At 49.6% G+C, this 17,493-nt stretch carries 13 protein-coding genes; 7 read left to right on the top strand and 6 right to left on the bottom strand.

Annotation, left to right across the window (positions count from 1 at the left end; genetic code table 11):
- Window positions 1-218: 218 nt before the first annotated feature.
- On the top strand, window positions 219-1,142 hold the full coding sequence (locus H579_RS0102655) for a LysR family transcriptional regulator (RefSeq protein ID WP_028299385.1): 924 nt from the start codon (window positions 219-221) through the stop codon (window positions 1,140-1,142).
- Window positions 1,143-1,418: 276 nt separating this feature from the next.
- Here the strand turns inward: H579_RS0102655 and H579_RS0102650 are convergent, their stop codons facing one another.
- Window positions 1,419-3,038, bottom strand: coding sequence for an ATP-binding protein (locus tag H579_RS0102650; RefSeq protein ID WP_051227247.1), 1,620 nt, complete (start codon window positions 3,036-3,038; stop codon window positions 1,419-1,421).
- A gap of 193 nt (window positions 3,039-3,231) precedes the next feature.
- Window positions 3,232-3,951: a response regulator gene (locus tag H579_RS0102645; RefSeq protein ID WP_028299383.1), complete on the bottom strand. Its 720-nt coding sequence runs from the start codon at window positions 3,949-3,951 to the stop codon at window positions 3,232-3,234.
- A gap of 687 nt (window positions 3,952-4,638) precedes the next feature.
- Between H579_RS0102645 and H579_RS0102640 the strand changes: the two genes are divergently transcribed.
- The gene (locus H579_RS0102640; RefSeq protein ID WP_051227246.1) at window positions 4,639-7,530 is read left to right on the top strand and encodes a ribonucleoside-diphosphate reductase subunit alpha; all 2,892 of its coding nucleotides are present in this window, start codon (window positions 4,639-4,641) and stop codon (window positions 7,528-7,530) included.
- Window positions 7,531-7,813: 283 nt separating this feature from the next.
- Window positions 7,814-9,139 carry a ribonucleotide-diphosphate reductase subunit beta gene (locus tag H579_RS0102630; protein ID WP_028299381.1) on the top strand — a complete coding sequence of 442 codons (1,326 nt, stop codon included), beginning with the start codon at window positions 7,814-7,816 and terminating at the stop codon, window positions 9,137-9,139.
- A 202-nt stretch (window positions 9,140-9,341) separates the two neighbouring features.
- Here H579_RS0102630 and H579_RS0102625 read toward each other — a convergent pair whose 3' ends face one another.
- Window positions 9,342-9,914, bottom strand: a complete 573-nt coding sequence (locus H579_RS0102625) for a nucleoside deaminase (RefSeq protein ID WP_211224656.1) — start codon at window positions 9,912-9,914, stop codon at window positions 9,342-9,344.
- Between the two features lie 360 nt (window positions 9,915-10,274).
- Between H579_RS0102625 and H579_RS0102620 the strand changes: the two genes are divergently transcribed.
- The 3 genes from H579_RS0102620 to H579_RS0102610 all read left to right on the top strand — a co-directional run bounded on the left by H579_RS0102620 (window position 10,275) and on the right by H579_RS0102610 (window position 13,471).
- A complete protein-coding gene (locus tag H579_RS0102620; protein ID WP_028299379.1) occupies window positions 10,275-11,897 on the top strand; it encodes a methyl-accepting chemotaxis protein in 1,623 nt (540 codons plus the stop codon).
- Window positions 11,898-12,093: 196 nt separating this feature from the next.
- The gene (locus H579_RS0102615) at window positions 12,094-12,468 is read left to right on the top strand and encodes a hypothetical protein (protein ID WP_028299378.1); all 375 of its coding nucleotides are present in this window, start codon (window positions 12,094-12,096) and stop codon (window positions 12,466-12,468) included.
- Window positions 12,469-12,475: 7 nt separating this feature from the next.
- Window positions 12,476-13,471, top strand: coding sequence for a hypothetical protein (locus tag H579_RS0102610; RefSeq protein ID WP_157834539.1), 996 nt, complete (start codon window positions 12,476-12,478; stop codon window positions 13,469-13,471).
- Between the two features lie 95 nt (window positions 13,472-13,566).
- On the opposite strand, the gene H579_RS0102605 is transcribed toward H579_RS0102610, so the two are convergent.
- The gene (locus H579_RS0102605) at window positions 13,567-14,718 is read right to left on the bottom strand and encodes a MalY/PatB family protein (RefSeq protein ID WP_028299376.1); all 1,152 of its coding nucleotides are present in this window, start codon (window positions 14,716-14,718) and stop codon (window positions 13,567-13,569) included.
- A 148-nt stretch (window positions 14,719-14,866) separates the two neighbouring features.
- Here H579_RS0102605 and H579_RS0102600 point away from each other — a divergent pair, with 148 nt between their 5' ends.
- On the top strand, window positions 14,867-15,295 hold the full coding sequence (locus tag H579_RS0102600) for a hypothetical protein (RefSeq protein WP_028299375.1): 429 nt from the start codon (window positions 14,867-14,869) through the stop codon (window positions 15,293-15,295).
- Between the two features lie 110 nt (window positions 15,296-15,405).
- Here H579_RS0102600 and nrtS read toward each other — a convergent pair whose 3' ends face one another.
- Both nrtS and trmH read right to left on the bottom strand, forming a co-directional pair.
- The gene (gene nrtS, locus H579_RS0102595; RefSeq protein WP_028299374.1) at window positions 15,406-16,497 is read right to left on the bottom strand and encodes a nitrate/nitrite transporter NrtS; all 1,092 of its coding nucleotides are present in this window, start codon (window positions 16,495-16,497) and stop codon (window positions 15,406-15,408) included.
- A gap of 155 nt (window positions 16,498-16,652) precedes the next feature.
- A complete protein-coding gene (gene trmH / locus H579_RS0102590; protein ID WP_028299373.1) occupies window positions 16,653-17,357 on the bottom strand; it encodes a tRNA (guanosine(18)-2'-O)-methyltransferase TrmH in 705 nt (234 codons plus the stop codon).
- Window positions 17,358-17,493: the final 136 nt, after the last annotated feature.

The raw sequence follows: 17,493 nt of genomic DNA, 5'->3' as shown, positions 1-17,493 counted from the left end.
ATGTAACATTAGTAATGCCTTTTTATATCTTTTTGCACATACCAGCCTAGGATTGAGCGCAATAACCCTATAACTTAGCTCTCCGGTGAAACTGATATAAAAAAACAATGGTTAGAACATATTGTTTTAAAAACAACAGGGTTTGCTATTGGCAATATATAATGAATCAAACTAAATTAATCTATAATAAATCTTGAGACAAATTCACTGAGAGTCCCATGGTAGAGATCAGACACCTAAAAACACTGATGGCACTAAGAGACACCGGTAGCCTGGTTGAGGCTGCGGAGCGTATCCACCTGACCCAGTCAGCCCTGTCTCATCAGTTGAAAGATCTTGAAGAACGACTCGGCTGCACCCTATTTATTCGTAAGAGCAAACCGCTACAGTTCACCAGCGCTGGCATGCGCTTGTTACAACTGGCCGATGATATATCCCCCTTGTTGCGTTCTGCTCAACGCGATCTGGATCGTATGGCCGGAGGTGAAGTAGGCCGTCTGCACATGGCTATTGAATGCCACAGCTGTTTCCAGTGGCTGATGCCAACCATTGATAGCTTTCGCAATAACTGGCCGGAGGTAGAGATGGATTTTGCTTCGGGGTTCAGTTTTGCCCCTCTACCGGCCCTGGCCCGAGGCGAATTGGACTTAGTCATTACCCCAGACCCTCAACCGATCAGTAGCATAGAATATATTCCACTATTTCGTTACGAAGGGCTGCTGGCCGTAGCGAAGCAACATGAATTTGCGCAAAAAGGCTTTATTCAGGAGCAGGATCTGGCCGATGAAACCCTGATTGTCTATCCGGTTGATCGTGAAATGCTGGATGTGTTCTCTCACTTCCTGATACCTGCTGGTGTCGAACCCAAAGAAACCCGTACTGCAGAACTAACCATTATGATGATGCAGCTTGTAGCCAGTGGCCGAGGTGTCTGCGCACTGCCTAACTGGGCATTAACGGAGTACCTGGAACGGGATTATGTGCGTGCAGTGCGGTTGGGCGAACAAGGTCTGTGGAGCACGCTCTACGCAGCTATCCGTAAAGAGAGCACCGATGCCGCTTATATGAAAGACTTTCTACGCACCGCCAAAGATGTTTCTTTCCGCACTTTAAATGGCATCCAACCAGTACATAATGAATAATAAATAAGGAACATAGCAAATAAACAAGCGGATATGAGGCTAGCAAGCAGAGAAATCTGGGGCGAAAAAAAGGGGCCCACTGCACGGCCCCTTCTCAACAAGGAGAGATAAAGGATAGAACATCAAGTCTCAGCTACAAATCAACCTGCGTTCCAATTTACTGCAAGAGAGATACTACTGAATGCCCCCATGATCTTTGTTGATATTCATCAAAAAAATCATATGCAACCCTTAATCTGTATCAAATTTCTCTGGCTTACAGCATTTTTAAGCAGTTCAGGCCGACAAGCCTGTACGTAAGCGCGGGAAAATCAAACTAAAACGGGCTCCCCCCAGCATCTCACTACGATCGACCATAGCACTGCCCTGATGCCAGTAAGTGATACGACGCACAATCGACAAGCCCAAACCATACCCTCCTGTTTCACGAGTACGGCTATCATCCAGTCGAGAAAAAGGGGTAAACACCCGCTCCCAGTCAACCTCAGGAATCCCAGGCCCATCATCCTCCACATCAATACGCACGCTATCCGCTTCCATATAACAGCTTACCCGTACAGTGGTCTGCGCATAACGACAGGCATTACTGACCAGATTTTGTACCGCTCGCTGAAAATAACGCACCTCAATTTCAGCATCATCGCCCTGATCCGGGTTTATATGCACAGCTTCTAACGCCAGGTCAGGCTTCAGTACCTTAAGACCGTTGACCACATCCTGAACTAAAGGCATAACCTGAACATGCTCATAATCCAGCGTCAGGCTTTCCTGGCCCAAACGGGCGTAGGTCAGAATTTCATCAACCAGTTCATCCAGCTCCTGAATATCGCTATCGATACCTTTCAGTTGCTTCTGGGTAAAATCATCCTCCACCACATCCTCGATTATCTGCATACCAAAACGGATACGTGCGACTGGAGTCCGCAATTCGTGAGACACAGCATGAATCATCTCTTGCTGGGTTCTCAGCAACTCTTGCACCTGTTTGGTCATGGAGTTAAAGGCTTTGGCTAACTGGGCAACAAAGTCATCTCCTTCAACACGTACCCGGGTGCTGAGATGCCCAGCGGCAATTCGACTAGCCGCTTGCTCAACCTTTTGCAGACGCTGCTCCAACACCCTTACGGATAGATAAACGCCACAGGCCGACAACATCAGCGCAACCAGGGCGATACCTGCCATCATTACAATAGGATAAGGGTTAAATAGAGCCACCGGCCCCACCCTCAGTAACTGATTGCCAGAGAGCTGAGCATAGGCTGTCACCGAACGCCCGGCATCTGAGAAAGATAAAATAGTCTCACCTGCCGCCAACTGTTGACGCTCCAGGCGCCCCAACTTCACCTCAGTCAAAGACACCTGGCTCAAGGGATAAAAAAAGTGCTGCTGACTATCCGCAACCAACTGAGGCAGGGTCAGCTGAGTATCATCCAAAGTCTGCTTTAATAGCTGCACAGAAGCCCTGGCATGCTGCTCTGATAAGCGGGGAATCTCCGCCTTCACAAGCAAATCATCACTTTGGGACAGGGTACGATAAGCCCACAGGCTCTGTTCATTATCTTCCACCATCAACACTCTGTGCTCTGCCAGGCGCCGACGCTGCCAAAGATCCAAGTCAGTATCCTCCACATGCACCAGAGATAACTCAAGATCCAGCAGGTGGGCAACCCCGGATAACCACTCAGCCCTTTGCTCTACGGGTTGCTGTTGCCAGCCTTTGGCCAATAGATAAAAGGTTCCAGAGGCGAGTTCCTCACGGTACTGCTCCAGGCGTACATGGTTGATTAGAGAGACTGCAGAGATCGCCAATATCACCACCAACAGCATCGCCAATAGCATATGCAGATAGACACGGATAAAAATACTGTTTACACGAAAGGTATTTGCCAATTTCACGGTCAGGGCTCGTCCAATACACCTTAACGGGAGGTTGATAAGCCAGGCACTTATGCGAAGCTATAAGTTGATAAGAAGAGGGTTACACAAGAGAGCCAAAAAGCAAAGAAAACCCTGAAAAAGAAAAGGCAGACTTGTCGCCTGCCTTATTCACACTTATCTGTTCACACTCAATATTATAAGCACCAGGTACTTAAACTTCTTTGACAAAGAGATAACCTTTACTACGCACGGTTTTGATACGACGCGGATGCATAGGGTCATCGCCTACCTTAGGACGGATGCGGGATACCCGAACATCAATAGAGCGATCCTGACCATCATATTCATTACCGCGTAATGCCGTGAAAATCTCTTCACGGGTCAGTACGCGACCTGCATTAGAAGCCAACAGCCACAGCAGATCAAACTCTGCACTGGTCAGATCAATGCCTTCATCTTTTAACCAGGCTTCACGCATGGCGTTATCGATCACCAGGTCACCAAACTGCAGACGACTCTCATTGTCATCCGATATTTCTATCGGCTCATCACCACCGCTGATACGACGCAACAGAGCACGGACACGTGCCAGAAGCACACGAGGCCGTACTGGCTTGGAAACATAATCATCAGCTCCCATCTCCAGACCAACAACCTGGTCCATATCATCTGTACGGGCGGTGAGCATCAAAATAGGGCCAGAATATTCAGGACGTACGCGGCGACAGACACCTAACCCATCTTCACCAGGCAACATCACATCCAAGATTACCAGATCAGGCTTTTCATTCAGAATACGCTCTACCGCGCGATTACCGTCACCTTCAACACCCACCTCAAAACCATTACCTTCCAGGTATTCCTGAGTCAGGTTAGCAAGGCGCTCATCATCTTCTACTATTAGAATGCGGGAAGTTTCTTGTGTATCCACGGAATGCTCTCTAGTAATCTTGGTGACCAGCCTCCAGCCAATATATGCTTTCTCTGAGCCGGTCTTTGACAGTTTCTGCTTAACCTGAGTCCATAAACAAGGCCGGACAACTAAGCGTGTTCATCTATTTCATGATCGACACCGAAACCAACATTTTTAATACTGGTTTATTTGCACTGCCGTATCTTTTTATAACCTTAATCATACATCAGGTTACATTTAAAACAATACGTGCTATGTACGGGATAGCCTGCGTAAGATCAACAAAAACTTTCATTATCCTCTCCTTCAAGCTGAAAAAATTTTCTGCTTTCAGACTTGAATTTTCCGCAATCCCTCTGCGCTTACCCTTCCAAGGTTAGTAGGTTTTTACACCCTGAATAAACACAATTTATTCACAAGTTATCCACTTGCAACAAGCAAGAAACAACATTATCTTGTGCCCTCGATCCAGCTACACCCCATATATTGGGTTTAGGCATAAATCGAACTACAATTCAATACATGCTTTTGAAATAGTCAGTTTCTCTGGATTCTCATCCATTCTCCATCAAACTGACGCAAGTTTTACGCCTCAGACATCACTGCCTCAAGTCATTTATTTTCTGGCTTGGGGAGGTGTCGGGCATGACTGTTTTTTTAACAGTTTTAGCAACCAAATAATCTATCAGGCAGGCATTAATAGCTATGGCACAGGATACAACTCAGAACGCGGCTTTGAGTGCGCTACAAGTGATGAAGCGCACTGGTGATCTGGTCGCGTTTGATCCAAGCAAAATCTCCGTTGCAATGAGTAAAGCCTTTATCGCAGTGGAAGGTGACAATGCTCAGGCATCCAGTCGCATTCACGATCAGGTAGACAGCTTTACTCAAATGATCGTTGATACCTTCCAGAGACGTATGCCTGCCGGTGGTGTAGTACATATTGAAGATATTCAGGACCAGATTGAACTGATACTGATGCGTTCCGGTGAACATAAGGTTGCCCGAGCTTACGTACTGTACCGTGAAGAACATGCACGCCTGCGCGCTGCAAAGGAAAAAGGCATCAATAAACCACACCCGACTATCAATGTGACTAACCCGGATGGCCTGAAGCTGCCACTGGATCTCGGTCGTATTGAAACGCTGGTATCAGAGGCCTGCTCCAACCTGGAAGAAGTGGATAAGCGCGCAATCATCGAAGATGCACTGAAGAACCTATATGACGGCGTACCTGCCGATGGCGTTTCTACTGCCCTTATGATGGCCGCCCGCACCCTGGTTGAAAAAGAGCCTAACTACACTTATGTGACAGCCCGCCTGCTGCTGGACAACCTGCGTCGTGAAGCTCTGAGCTTTCTGAAAGTCGCGCCGGAAGCCACTCAGCACGAAATGGCTGATCTGTACCCCAAGGCTTTTACTGCTTATATCGCTAAAGGTATTGAGCTGGAACAACTGTCGCCGGAACTGGTGGAGTTTGATCTGGAGGCCCTGGGTGCGGCGATCAAACCAGAGAACGACAATAACTTCACCTACCTGGGTCTGCAGACTCTGTACGACCGCTACTTCCTGCATTGTGACGAAGTGCGCTACGAACTGCCTCAGGTGATGTTTATGCGTGTCGCTATGGGCCTGTCTCTGAACGAAGAGCAACGCACCGAGCGCGCTATTGAGTTCTACAATCTGCTGTCCAGCTTCGACTACATGTCATCGACGCCGACCCTGTTTAACTCGGGTACCCGTCGTCCGCAGCTGTCATCCTGCTACCTGACACACGTACCGGATGACCTGGAAGGTATCTACGGCGCAATTAAAGATAATGCTCTGCTGTCCAAGTGGGCCGGTGGCCTGGGCAATGACTGGACACCTGTACGCGCACTGGGCTCCTACATCAAGGGCACCAACGGCAAATCACAAGGTGTTGTGCCGTTCCTGAAAGTAGTGAACGATACTGCCGTTGCGGTTAACCAGGGTGGTAAGCGCAAGGGTGCGGTATGTGCGTACCTGGAAAGCTGGCACCTGGACGTGGAAGAGTTCCTGGATCTGCGTAAGAACACCGGTGATGACCGTCGTCGTACTCACGATATGAATACCGCGAACTGGGTACCGGACCTGCTGATGAAGCGTGTCTTCGAAGATAAAGAGTGGACCCTGTTCTCTCCTTCAGACACACCGGACCTGCACGACCTGTATGGCCGCGCCTTTGAAACCCGCTACGAAGAGTACGAGCGTAAAGCGGATCTGGGCGAGATTCGTCTGTTCAAGCGCATTAAGGCAAAAGATCTGTGGCGCAAGATGCTCTCCATGCTGTTCGAAACAGGCCACCCTTGGATCACTTTTAAAGATCCTTGTAACCTGCGCTCGCCACAACAGCATGTGGGCGTGGTGCACTCCTCTAACCTGTGTACTGAAATTACGCTGAACACCAGCGCTGACGAGATCGCAGTATGTAACCTGGGTTCTGTTAACCTGGCGCAGCACGTGACCGAGAACGGTGAACTGGATATCGACAAAATCCGCGCAACGGTAACTACTGCAGTCCGTATGCTGGATAACGTGATCGATATCAACTATTACGCCGTACCTCAGGCGCGTAAATCAAACATGAAGCACCGCCCTGTGGGTCTGGGCATCATGGGCTTCCAGGATGCACTGTACAAGGCTAAGACACCGTACGCCTCCGAACAGGCCGTTGCATTTGCAGACCAGTCGATGGAAGCGATCAGCTACTACGCCATCAAGGCATCCAGCGATCTGGCCCGTGAGCGTGGTCGTTACGAGACTTTCGACGGTTCTCTGTGGAGCCAGGGCGTACTGCCACTGGATTCCATGAATAACCTGATCGAAGCCCGTGGTGAGAAATTCATCAAGGTTGACCTGAGCAGCACCCTGAACTGGGACGAACTGCGTGATCAGGTGCAAACCCAGGGTATGCGTAACTCCAACGTAATGGCGATTGCACCGACGGCGACCATCTCCAATATTTGTGGTGTATCTCAGTCTATCGAGCCGACTTACCAGAACCTGTACGTGAAATCGAACCTGTCCGGCGAATTCACCGTAGTAAACCCATACATGGTACGTGACCTGAAAGAACGCGGTCTATGGGATGAGGTGATGGTTAACGACCTGAAATACTATGATGGCTCCGTACAACCGATTGAGCGAATCCCGGAAGATCTGAAAGCCCTGTACTCCAACGCATTTGAGGTTGAGCCTCGTTGGTTGGTGGAGTCCGCCAGCCGCCGTCAGAAATGGATCGATCAGGCCCAGTCCCTGAACCTGTACATCTCGGGCGTGAATGGTAAGAAACTGGATATCACCTACCGTATGGCTTGGTTGTGCGGTCTGAAAACCACGTACTACCTGCGTGCCATGGGTGCATCTACCGTTGAGAAATCCACCGTAAGCCGTGGTACTCACAACGCCGTGTCTTCTGGTGTTGCCCCTGCAGCTCCTGCGCCAGCACCGGTTGCAGAAGCACCTGCAGTCTCCACTGTGACAGCGGCTAAAGATGAGTTTGAGCTGGATGGCGAAGCCGCCGCTGTGCCACTGGCCTGCTCCATCGACAACCCGGATTGTGAAGCCTGTCAGTAGGTTAGGCGATCTTTAAGCGCCCATCAGGGTGTGGATAACTTAACTTCTGGACAATGCTGAGCTGTCTAAAACAGCTCAGCCCTGGCACGGATGCCTGCAAGACCACAAATAATTTTGAACAGCCGCAATCACTGAACGGTTTGCCACAGTGTTTTTAACATCTTGTTATTCCATACATATTTATCGGATCAGGTGATTTAAAGCCCTGTGGCAAGCCGATGCAATGAGAGTCGCGCTATACTGTATATATATTCAGATACCAGATTTTTAGAGGGTAATCATCATGCTTAGCTGGGACGAATTTGATTCCGACGATACCGTAGTCGCTGAACCAAAACCACAATATGCAGCGCAGCCAAAAGTTGCTCCGCAAGCACCATCACAAACAGCGCCACAAGCAGCTCCAACAGCTCAGGCTTCAACGTCTGTTAAGCCGACACCAGCTGCCGCACCGTCCCCGGTTCAAGCTCCAGCACCTGTAGCACCTGATCAAATCAGCCAACCGGCGGATATGAACGCTCAGGAGCGTGCCCGTCACGCGGTACAAAATATTGATGTCGCGCCTGGCTTGGAAGACTTGGAAATGGGTGCTGCCCGTATCGAAGTGGACGACAAGCGTATGATCAACTGTCGTGCTGACCTGAACCAGCTGGTGCCGTTTAAGTACGACTGGGCGTGGCAGAAATATCTGGATGGTACTGCAAACCACTGGATGCCGCAGGAAGTCAACATGAATGCGGATATCGCCCTGTGGAAAAGCCGGGACGGTCTGACTGAAGATGAGCGTATGATCGTGATGCGCTCTCTGGGTTACTTCTCCACTGCAGACTCTCTGGTTGCGAACAATCTGGTACTGGCGGTTTACCGTCTGATCACCAATCCAGAGTGTCGCCAGTACCTTCTGCGTCAGGCATTTGAAGAAGCGATTCATACGCACGCTTACCAGTACTGCGTGGAATCTCTGGGTATGGATGAAGGCGAAGTCTTCAACATGTACCGTGAAGTACCATCCATCGCGAAGAAAGCCAGCTGGAGTCTGAGCCACACTCACTCCCTGTCTAATCCGAGCTTCCAAACCGGTACACCAGAGACCGACCAGGAACTGCTGCGTAATCTGATCGCTTTCTACTGTGTGACTGAAGGCATCTTCTTCTACTGCGGCTTTAGTCAGATTCTGTCTATGGGTCGTCGTAACAAGATGACCGGTGTGGCAGAGCAGTTCCAGTACATCCTGCGTGACGAATCTATGCACCTGAACTTCGGTGTCGATGTGATCAATCAGATCAAGATCGAGAATCCGCACCTGTGGACATCAGAGTTCCAGGATGAAGTGACCCAGATGATTCTGGAAGGCACAGAGCTGGAGATTGAATACGCACGCGATACCATGCCGCGCGGTGTTCTGGGTATGAATGCCGGAATTATGGAAGAGTACCTGCACTTTATCTGTAACCGTCGTCTGCAACAGCTGGGCCTGAAAGAACAGTTCCCGGGCGCGACCAACCCATTCCCATGGATGTCGGAAATTATCGATCTGCGTAAAGAGAAGAACTTCTTTGAAACTCGTGTGACCGAGTATCAGGTTGGCGGTGCACTCAGCTGGGATTAATCTCCTGGTAAAAGCACCTGCAGATAAGGATAACCCTCTGGATAGAAGGTTATACCCATTATCTGAAAAATGTGGAATTCTGGTTCCCACCCTCTGTTTCGGCTGTGATCAGCAGCCGGGGCAGAGTTCTCTTCTGTCTCCAGCCTGCTCTATTAACTCTTGCCCTATCAATCACCTACTCCATATAAGAAGTCAGCCAATCTTAAAGTCGTTCATCCACTGATGCTTGCCAAGCCGAAACCACCTTTTTCCGCATCTGATCCGATTGCTCCTCAACCATTGTCAACGCAAGATCTGACCAGAACCGATCCACCTTGGCATGTTCCACTATTAATTGAGAAGCCAGGTTTTTCCACGCAGGCGGTAGCAGGTGCATATGGGTAGCAAACCCTCCAGCCTTATCCTTCGCCAGATAACGCACCTGTCCGATACCGGACAATAGAATACGACCGGTACACATCAGGCAGGGTTCCAGACTGACATAGAGGGTTAGGTCATGGCGTTTAAGATGGGAAAAATCCTGCTCCAGGATATTCAAAACCTCCATCTCCGCATGCTTACCTGATTGATAACCGGGACTAAATACACTGTTATGGGCGACGCAAACCAGTTCATTACTACGGTCAACAATTACAGCACCCACGCCATAGCTTCCCGACTCCAACGCGAGTAGCGCTTGCTGACAGCATAGTCGCGCCCAAATATCATCACGGCAATGGCTTGCAGGTCCCTGACTCAGGTATTCATCCAGCTGCTGTAATCTTGCGACTTCCACTTCATTTCTCCCTATAAACGCTTTTCAGTCCATCTTTCAGTGTAAGCACAAACAATATTAACGGCTCACAGTAAGACGATAAAACCTACCAATCCAGTCAACTACCAAGCACTAAAAACACAGATACAATACCAAAGCACTACAGACAAACCGATAAAAAAACAGGTGAAACAACCAGCTATTGGACTGTATTAAGATTTTTATTAATTATTTGGGCACTGCATATAAAAATATCATCTGAGCAATAACCCTAGTCTAATTGTTCCTATACACCAGCTAAGTTACAATCTATTTACATAATTAAAATAAATAGTAACACCTCACACTAACCAAATGACTGTTAACTTAGGACTGGAATAAATGGACATACGCCATTGGCCGGTTGCACGAAAACTGGCGCTGCTGATCGGACTGCTGCTGACAACACTGATGCTGATCGAACTCAACTCCCTTTACCGCCTGTACGATGAACTACTCAGCTCACGCAAAGCCCAGGTTCAGGAACAGGTGCAATCCGCTTCCAGCCTGCTGGATCATTACTATAAGCAGATTCCGGAAATCGGTGAAGCCAAAGCCCAGGAGCAGGCAAAAGCGGCCATTGCCAGCCTACGCTACGGTAAAAACGGTTATTTCTGGATTAATGATATGAACCACAAGCTGGTCATGCACCCGATCAAGCAAAAGCTTATCGGTAAGGATATGACCAACACTCAGGATGCATCGGGTCAATACCATTGGCAGGCCATGGTGACCACGGTTAAAAACCAAGGCGAAGGCTTTGTTGAATACACCTATAAGGGGCCCCAGTTCAAAGCACCTAAAGATAAGGTCTCCTTTGTTAAAGGCTTTAAACCCTGGGGCTGGGTTGTGGGCAGCGGCGTATACCTGAGTGATGTAGCTGAAATTTTCTGGGCTGCACTAACGGAGTCCGTTCTTTACCAGCTACTGCCTCTACTGGCCGGTATCTGGGGCAGCTGGGTGATGGTACGCAATATCACTCAACCTCTGAACCAGATGCTCAGCACGGTACGCTCTATTGCAGCGGGCGATCTGACCCATACCGTGGGCTTCCAACGTAAAGATGAGATCGGTCAGCTGGCCCGGGAAATCGATGCCATGACCACATCGCTAAAAACCATCTTGACCGATGTAGGACTGGCTGCGGATCAACTGCGCACCCACACTACAGAAATGAGCCACAACACCGAAGAGACCCGCGCCGGAATGGATCGTCAGTTCCATGAAGTGGATAAGCTGGCCTCTGCCATGGAAGAGATGTCCTGTACCATTCAGGAGGTCGCCCGCAATGCTATCGAAACCGCTGAGATCACTCAAAGTGCCAATGGTGAGGTCAGCCAAAGCCAGCATGAAGTTAACCAAACTGTCACAGCCATTAAAAACCTGGCCAGCAATGTCGCCGAAGCCAGTAATGTGATGGGGCAACTGAGTGAACAAACCAACCAGATTGGCAATGTGGTCAGCGTGATTCGTGAGATCTCCGAACAAACCAATCTGCTGGCTCTGAACGCAGCGATTGAAGCCGCCCGTGCCGGTGAAGCCGGTCGAGGCTTTGCTGTGGTTGCCGATGAGGTTCGTAACCTGGCCAGCCGTACCCAGGGCTCAACCGGAGAGATTGAGAACATTATTGAACAGCTGCAACTGCGCTCCGAAGCCGCTAACAGCAGTATGGGCAAAAGCGAAGAACAAGCGCATCAAAGCGTATCCCTGATCAGCCAGGCAGGCTCAGACCTGGGCAGCATTGTCGCCCATATTGGTCGTGTCAGTGATATGAGCACTCAGATCGCATCGGCTGCAGAGCAGCAAGGCAGTGTTGCCAATGAAATCAACAACAACCTGATGGGCATTCGCGATATATCCCATGATGTCTTGGCCCGTGCTGAAACCATCACCCATAGCAGCCAACAGGTAGCAGGCATGGCTGATAACCTGCGTGAGCGCCTGAGCACATTCCGTTTAAGCTGATAAATCAACGCTCTGCAACCATCCATTCTACTCACAGGAGCCTGAGCAAACGACAGCCAGGCTCCATGCTTCTTTATACCCACATCAGATAAACATTGATTTATCACACTTTTTAACCATAATTCTCACTGTTACGCCATTAAAGCCAAACCTAAACTCAGGTATGATAAGGACTTTTCGAGTATAGAGAACGGTTATGCAGGTTTACCGCGTTTACAAACATCCTACCAAAGGGTTTGCCGCTCTACCCTCAGGTTTTAACTGGACTGCAGCTGCTTTTTCTCTGCTATGGGCTTTAGGCAATAATCTCTGGGGGCCGAGTACACTGCTTTTTATCGGCTGGGGTTCTTGTATTGCTGGGATAGTGGCCGGCATACAGATGAATTTGCAGATTCTCTCATTGGCCTTTCTCGCCGTGGCGGTGCTTTTGCCCCTATGGGCAGGTATGAATGCGATGGACTGGTTAGAGGGTAATTTAAAGAAAAAAGGCTTCCATCTGGTCAACAAGGTAAGAGCACAATCGGCTAATGGCGCAATTCGGACCACACAACAGAAAAAAGGGAATCGCTAACAGCAACATGCCCTCCACAAGCCCCTGGTTACTCACGGCGTGTCTGCTCGCCTGCTTAACAATAACCACACAGGTATTGGCCACAACAGGCAATACGCCCTCATCAGAGGTCTCGGCTTTATCTTCTGGTGTTGCACAAAGCAGGGACCTGCTAGGTAATACCGCAACAGCTATAGGCACAGGTTTAGATTCCCTGTTTGGCACTCCGGATACCGCTCGCTCCAACCGCAGTAGCCTGATTTTTCGTACCGGTATCTTTTTTGATGACATTGATGCCAGCAGCCTGTTTAACAGTGTTTCCTTCCGGGCAGATCTTCCTTCTACAGCGGAACGATTAGAGCTGTATATACGAGCACAACGGGAAGACAACATTGGTGATGTTGAAGGCACCTCCGTCAGCAACACCCCGGATAACGACCCTACTCGCCGCAGCATTGAAAGTGGTGATGCGGGCCTGTTCCTACGCCTGATTAAAGATATTCCAGGAACACAGTGGCAGAATATTCTGGATACAGGCTTTACCGCTGATGGCATGGATATAGAGTTTATCAGCTATCTGCGTTTTAGCCGCAGTTACCATTATAAAAGCTGGCAACTGCAACCGGAGCCTACCATTATTTGGGGCCCGGAAAATGGCTTGGGTTTAGGCATCAATGTTCATGCCCAGACACAGCTGGATAGTAATACGACTCTGCAAAGCAGTACACGTATCACCCGCTACTTCGATAATGACACCGATTACTACAGTCATGGCTGGAAGTTAATTAAACATCTTTCCCCGGATCTGCGCGCCAGCTATAACTTTCGCGTGTTCTCTGACAGTGAAGCCGACTCAACGCTGGATACACTGGAACTGTCTGCCTCATTAAGACGCAGGGTTCATGATAATTGGTTATTTTTCTCCGTCACCCCCGCAAGTCGCCATAAAAGCGATAACGATTACCAAAGAGACTTCAGTATCACTGTACAGTTTGAAGCCAAATTTGGTCCTCGTTACGAATAATCAACTACCGCTCAATAAGCCACAATTAAATACAGACAAGATGTTTAATTGTGGAGCGTGCGCAACGGATCAAGCACAACTCATGTCAGCCTGTTTTATAACAGTACTTGATCAAGACGTGCTAATGCCTGTTCTAATTGCGCTTTCGGACAGCCAAAATTAATGCGGGCAAAACCGGGCAAACCAAAATCAGCCCCTTCTGATAACGCCACACCCGCTTCTTTCAGCAACCAGCGTGCCGGATAACTCTGGTCATACGCCCTGAAATCGATCCAGCCCAAAAAGGTTGCCTCCGGCAGCGACATCTTCAGCTTGGGATGTTGTACCAGCCATTCACTTAACAACCGGCGATTCTCCCTGAGGTAATCCAGTAACCCCTCTAACCAGGGCTCTCCACTTCCATAAGCGGCCTGTGCTGCCACATAACCCAGAATATTCACATGGGGCATCAAGCCCATCATCTGCTGATTAAACTGGCGTCGTAATTTAGCATCGGGAATCACCGCCACCGAACAGGCCAGACCTGCAATATTAAAAGTCTTACTTGGGGCTAACAGCGTAATACTACGCTGAGCAATTGCCTCACTGACACTGGCCATAGGAATATGAGATAACCCCGGCTCCAGCACCAGATCACAATGAATCTCATCGGAACAGATCAACAGATCATGCTTCAGACAGAACGCTGCCACCTGCTCCAACTCCTCACGACGGAACACCCGACCGGTAGGATTATGAGGGTTACAGAACATAAAAAGACGTGTTTCCGGCGTAATCTGCTGTGCCATTGCTGCAAGATCCAGCTGCCACTGGCCGTCACCACTCTCTTCCAGCATAGGCACTGCGATCAGCTGTTGCTCACTGCGCTCTGCCACCTTCAGAAACGGCGGATACACCGGCGAATGCGTCATCACTCCGCCACCCGGCTCACCAAACACCTTCGCCACCGCATGAAGACCACTCACCAAGCCAGGTAGCCAGACCAGCCATTGAGGATCGATCTGCCAGTTATAACGACGGTGATACCAGGCACACAGTGCCTCAGGCAGCCCCTCTGGCACTACGCCATAACCATAAACACCTTCAGCTACCCGTTGCTGCAGCGCCTCTACCACCGCATCAGGCGCGGCAAAGTCCATATCCGCCACCCACATGGGAATCACATCCTGTCCCTGATAACGCCGCCACTTCATACTGTCACTCTGCTGACGATTTAATACCCGATCAAAATCCACTGACTGAGACATAAACACTCCTTTTATACCCTAGGTTTTTGCTCAACAATTGCTATACTGCCAGCCTGATTGAATGACACAAGCGCTGACCGAGCAACAGTTCAAAATACGTTGCTCGAGCAACAGCCAAACAAGTTAACCAGGCAAACGGTGGCTAAACATGACGCAAATCCCATCCCATCTTTACGCAATCAAGCAATGGTTTGCACTGGCCCAGGGAGATGAGCCACTATTAATTCGTATCCTGGCCGATACCGCAGGCCTGAAAGGCTGGCTGGCCCGCGATGCCCACGATGTACTCAGCGTCAGTGACCTGGAAACCGTACTGAACAGCGACTGGACCAACGGCTTTGAACTCGCCGCCACCCATCTGCTTAGCCAGATGCCACACTACACTGGCCCGGAAAATGAACAAAGCTGGCAGCAATGGCTGACGAACTGGCAGCAGATCCACAAACAGAAAAGCGCGGCCGAACAGCTGGACCTGTTACCCCAACGCTTTGATCACGCTCAGGCAGAGCAAGCCATGGAACAGCTATTAAACAACAAGACAGATAACGGTGAGATCCCCCTGGTCCAGAGCCATTAAACTGATAAAGCAGCCAAAAACCAGAACGGCCTGCCACTCAGGAAACATAGAGTTGGCAGGCCGCTTTAATCAACAAAAACAGGACTCAAGCACAGGCTAAGCGATCTACTTCAACGAGACAGCGTTAAACCTCTTAATTGCTCCAGCTCACCGGCAATCTGCTGGCTCAGATTCATATTGGTGGCAGAGCCATCGACAGCGGCCTGAGCATCAGAAGCCATCTGCTCTACTTTATCCACTACCGTTTGCATCTGGCTGATCTGGCTGTTAGCCAGTTGAGAAACCGAGACCATGGTATTCTGCAGGGAGTAAATTGAGCTTTCGATCTGCTTGATACTGTCGTCACTGCGCTGTTCCAACAGTTCATCCATAGATTCCGAGAAACGCAGTACCTTATCAGACAGTATTTGGCTGGTTTTGCTCAATACTGCCATCAGGCTATTGATTTCACCCGCATATTCACCGGATTTATTAGCCAGACTCTTAACCTCATCCGCCACTACGGCAAAACCACGACCCGCTTCACCGGCACGGGCTGCTTCGATAGACGCATTCAGAGCCAGCAGGTTGGTTTGCTCGGCGATGCCGGTGATAGTCGAGGCGATATTCTCGACCTTTTCAAACTCACTGGTAAATTTTTGCGTATCTGTCAGCAGCTCCCGCGCCCAATTTGAGGCCTGCTCAAACTCCTGGGTAAAGGAACGGTTCTGACGATCCAGTTCTGACATTTGTGTGTTCAGCGCTTTGATCTGTTCAGATGCGGTTTCCACTTCACCACCGACCTGACTGGAATCGCTGGACACGGATTTGGACAGGTCTACAGCTTCCGCTGCAAATGACACCCGCGCACGGGAGCGCTCATTGACCCGCATAGCATTACCACAAACTTCTTTGGCCGATATTTCCAGACGACTGACCGCTGAACCAATCTGCTCCAGCGGCTGACTCTGACTGGCACGGTTCTGCTGTTGCTCAAGCTGACATTCATAAGCGTGTTTCAGGCTACTGTAAGCACTGAACAAAGAGACGCAGAAAGGTACCAGATAGGTCAGTAATGCAGGAACAACCTGGAAGCTGGCAGCCCCCCACAGGGCATTACCTTGGTTAATCAGGTTAAGAAGAGTGCCCACAATCAGGGCAATTTTGATCGATTTTGCAACGATCCTGGCATCAAACAAGCTCGGGGCTTCTGCCATAGCCATTGTGCTTTCCTTTTTTCGGCTGTCGGTAAGAAGCCCTCAAAATAGCAGAAGCCTGAGCAAAGAGTTAGGGCTTTTTGTACAGAATTTATAGCCGATGCTCACTTATCCCTTCGATAACGGCCTGTACAAGATTCACTCAAGATAGCTTCCTCCCATTAACCCCATTTTCCTTTACGGGCTTTCTCTTCCCGTACCATCCGGTACCATTCGGATGGATTGACGATATCACCGTCTTCAGTTAACTCAGGATAAGCCAGACGGCGGTCTTTGCAGAACTGAGCGATCTGGGGTTGCGCCCATTCAAACAGGGTTTTCTCATACAGCTCCGGGTCCATACGGGATTCATTGTATAGACCGGCCAGATCCCGTTGCCGCTGTGCCTCTGCCAGAATGATCGCACCGGCAACGGAGACATTATAGGACTCCACCATCCCCATCATGGGGACGATAATATGCTCATCGGCCATATCAACGGCAGTCTCACTGACACCCCATTTCTCTGCCCCTAACAGGATTGCACTGGGCTGAGTGTAGTCCAGAGTGCGGTAATCCACCGCACGGTCACTGAGTGTCGCCGCATAGACTTTAAAGCCTTGGGACTGCAGCAGGCTAATCGGTTTTTCAACGCCCTCATAGATACTCACCTTGACCCAGCGATGGCTGCCTTTTGCAGTGCCATGATGCGTGCCAAAACCATCATCGGGATCAGCCGAATGTACATGGGAAATACCCACCGCATCACAGGTGCGCACAATCGCCGACAGATTACGGGATTTGTGGACGTTATCGGTGATCACGGTCAGATCAGGCTGACGTCGATTCAGTACTTCTTTAATTTTGGCAAAACGTTCCGGCGACAAAGCAAAGCTCCCAGAATAGGCTAGTAGGCAAAAATCGGGGCAGAGAGTACTAAAGGCCAGCGGGCAATGCCAGCAGCAATCAGTTACAAAATATTACAGACCTGATTCTTTATCCGAGTAATATAGGTGGTCTTCT

It is taken from the genome of Oceanospirillum beijerinckii DSM 7166 (assembly GCF_000422425.1).
Lineage (GTDB): Bacteria > Pseudomonadota > Gammaproteobacteria > Pseudomonadales > Halomonadaceae > Oceanospirillum > Oceanospirillum beijerinckii.
The sequence above is the reverse complement of the archived record's forward strand: the minus strand, read 5'-3'. Positions and strand labels throughout refer to the sequence as shown.

What these genes read in the sequence shown, in the direction of transcription:
- H579_RS0102610 (WP_157834539.1), top strand. Translation starts at nt 12,476, where the DNA reads ATGCCCTCCACAAGCCCCTGGTTACTCACGGCGTGTCTGCTCGCCTGC.
- H579_RS0102655 (WP_028299385.1), top strand. Translation starts at nt 219, where the DNA reads ATGGTAGAGATCAGACACCTAAAAACACTGATGGCACTAAGAGACACC.
- H579_RS0102630 (WP_028299381.1), top strand. Translation starts at nt 7,814, where the DNA reads ATGCTTAGCTGGGACGAATTTGATTCCGACGATACCGTAGTCGCTGAA.
- H579_RS0102615 (WP_028299378.1), top strand. Translation starts at nt 12,094, where the DNA reads ATGCAGGTTTACCGCGTTTACAAACATCCTACCAAAGGGTTTGCCGCT.
- H579_RS0102605 (WP_028299376.1), bottom strand. Translation starts at nt 14,718, where the DNA reads ATGTCTCAGTCAGTGGATTTTGATCGGGTATTAAATCGTCAGCAGAGT.
- H579_RS0102620 (WP_028299379.1), top strand. Translation starts at nt 10,275, where the DNA reads ATGGACATACGCCATTGGCCGGTTGCACGAAAACTGGCGCTGCTGATC.
- nrtS (WP_028299374.1), bottom strand. Translation starts at nt 16,497, where the DNA reads ATGGCTATGGCAGAAGCCCCGAGCTTGTTTGATGCCAGGATCGTTGCA.
- H579_RS0102640 (WP_051227246.1), top strand. Translation starts at nt 4,639, where the DNA reads ATGGCACAGGATACAACTCAGAACGCGGCTTTGAGTGCGCTACAAGTG.
- H579_RS0102600 (WP_028299375.1), top strand. Translation starts at nt 14,867, where the DNA reads ATGACGCAAATCCCATCCCATCTTTACGCAATCAAGCAATGGTTTGCA.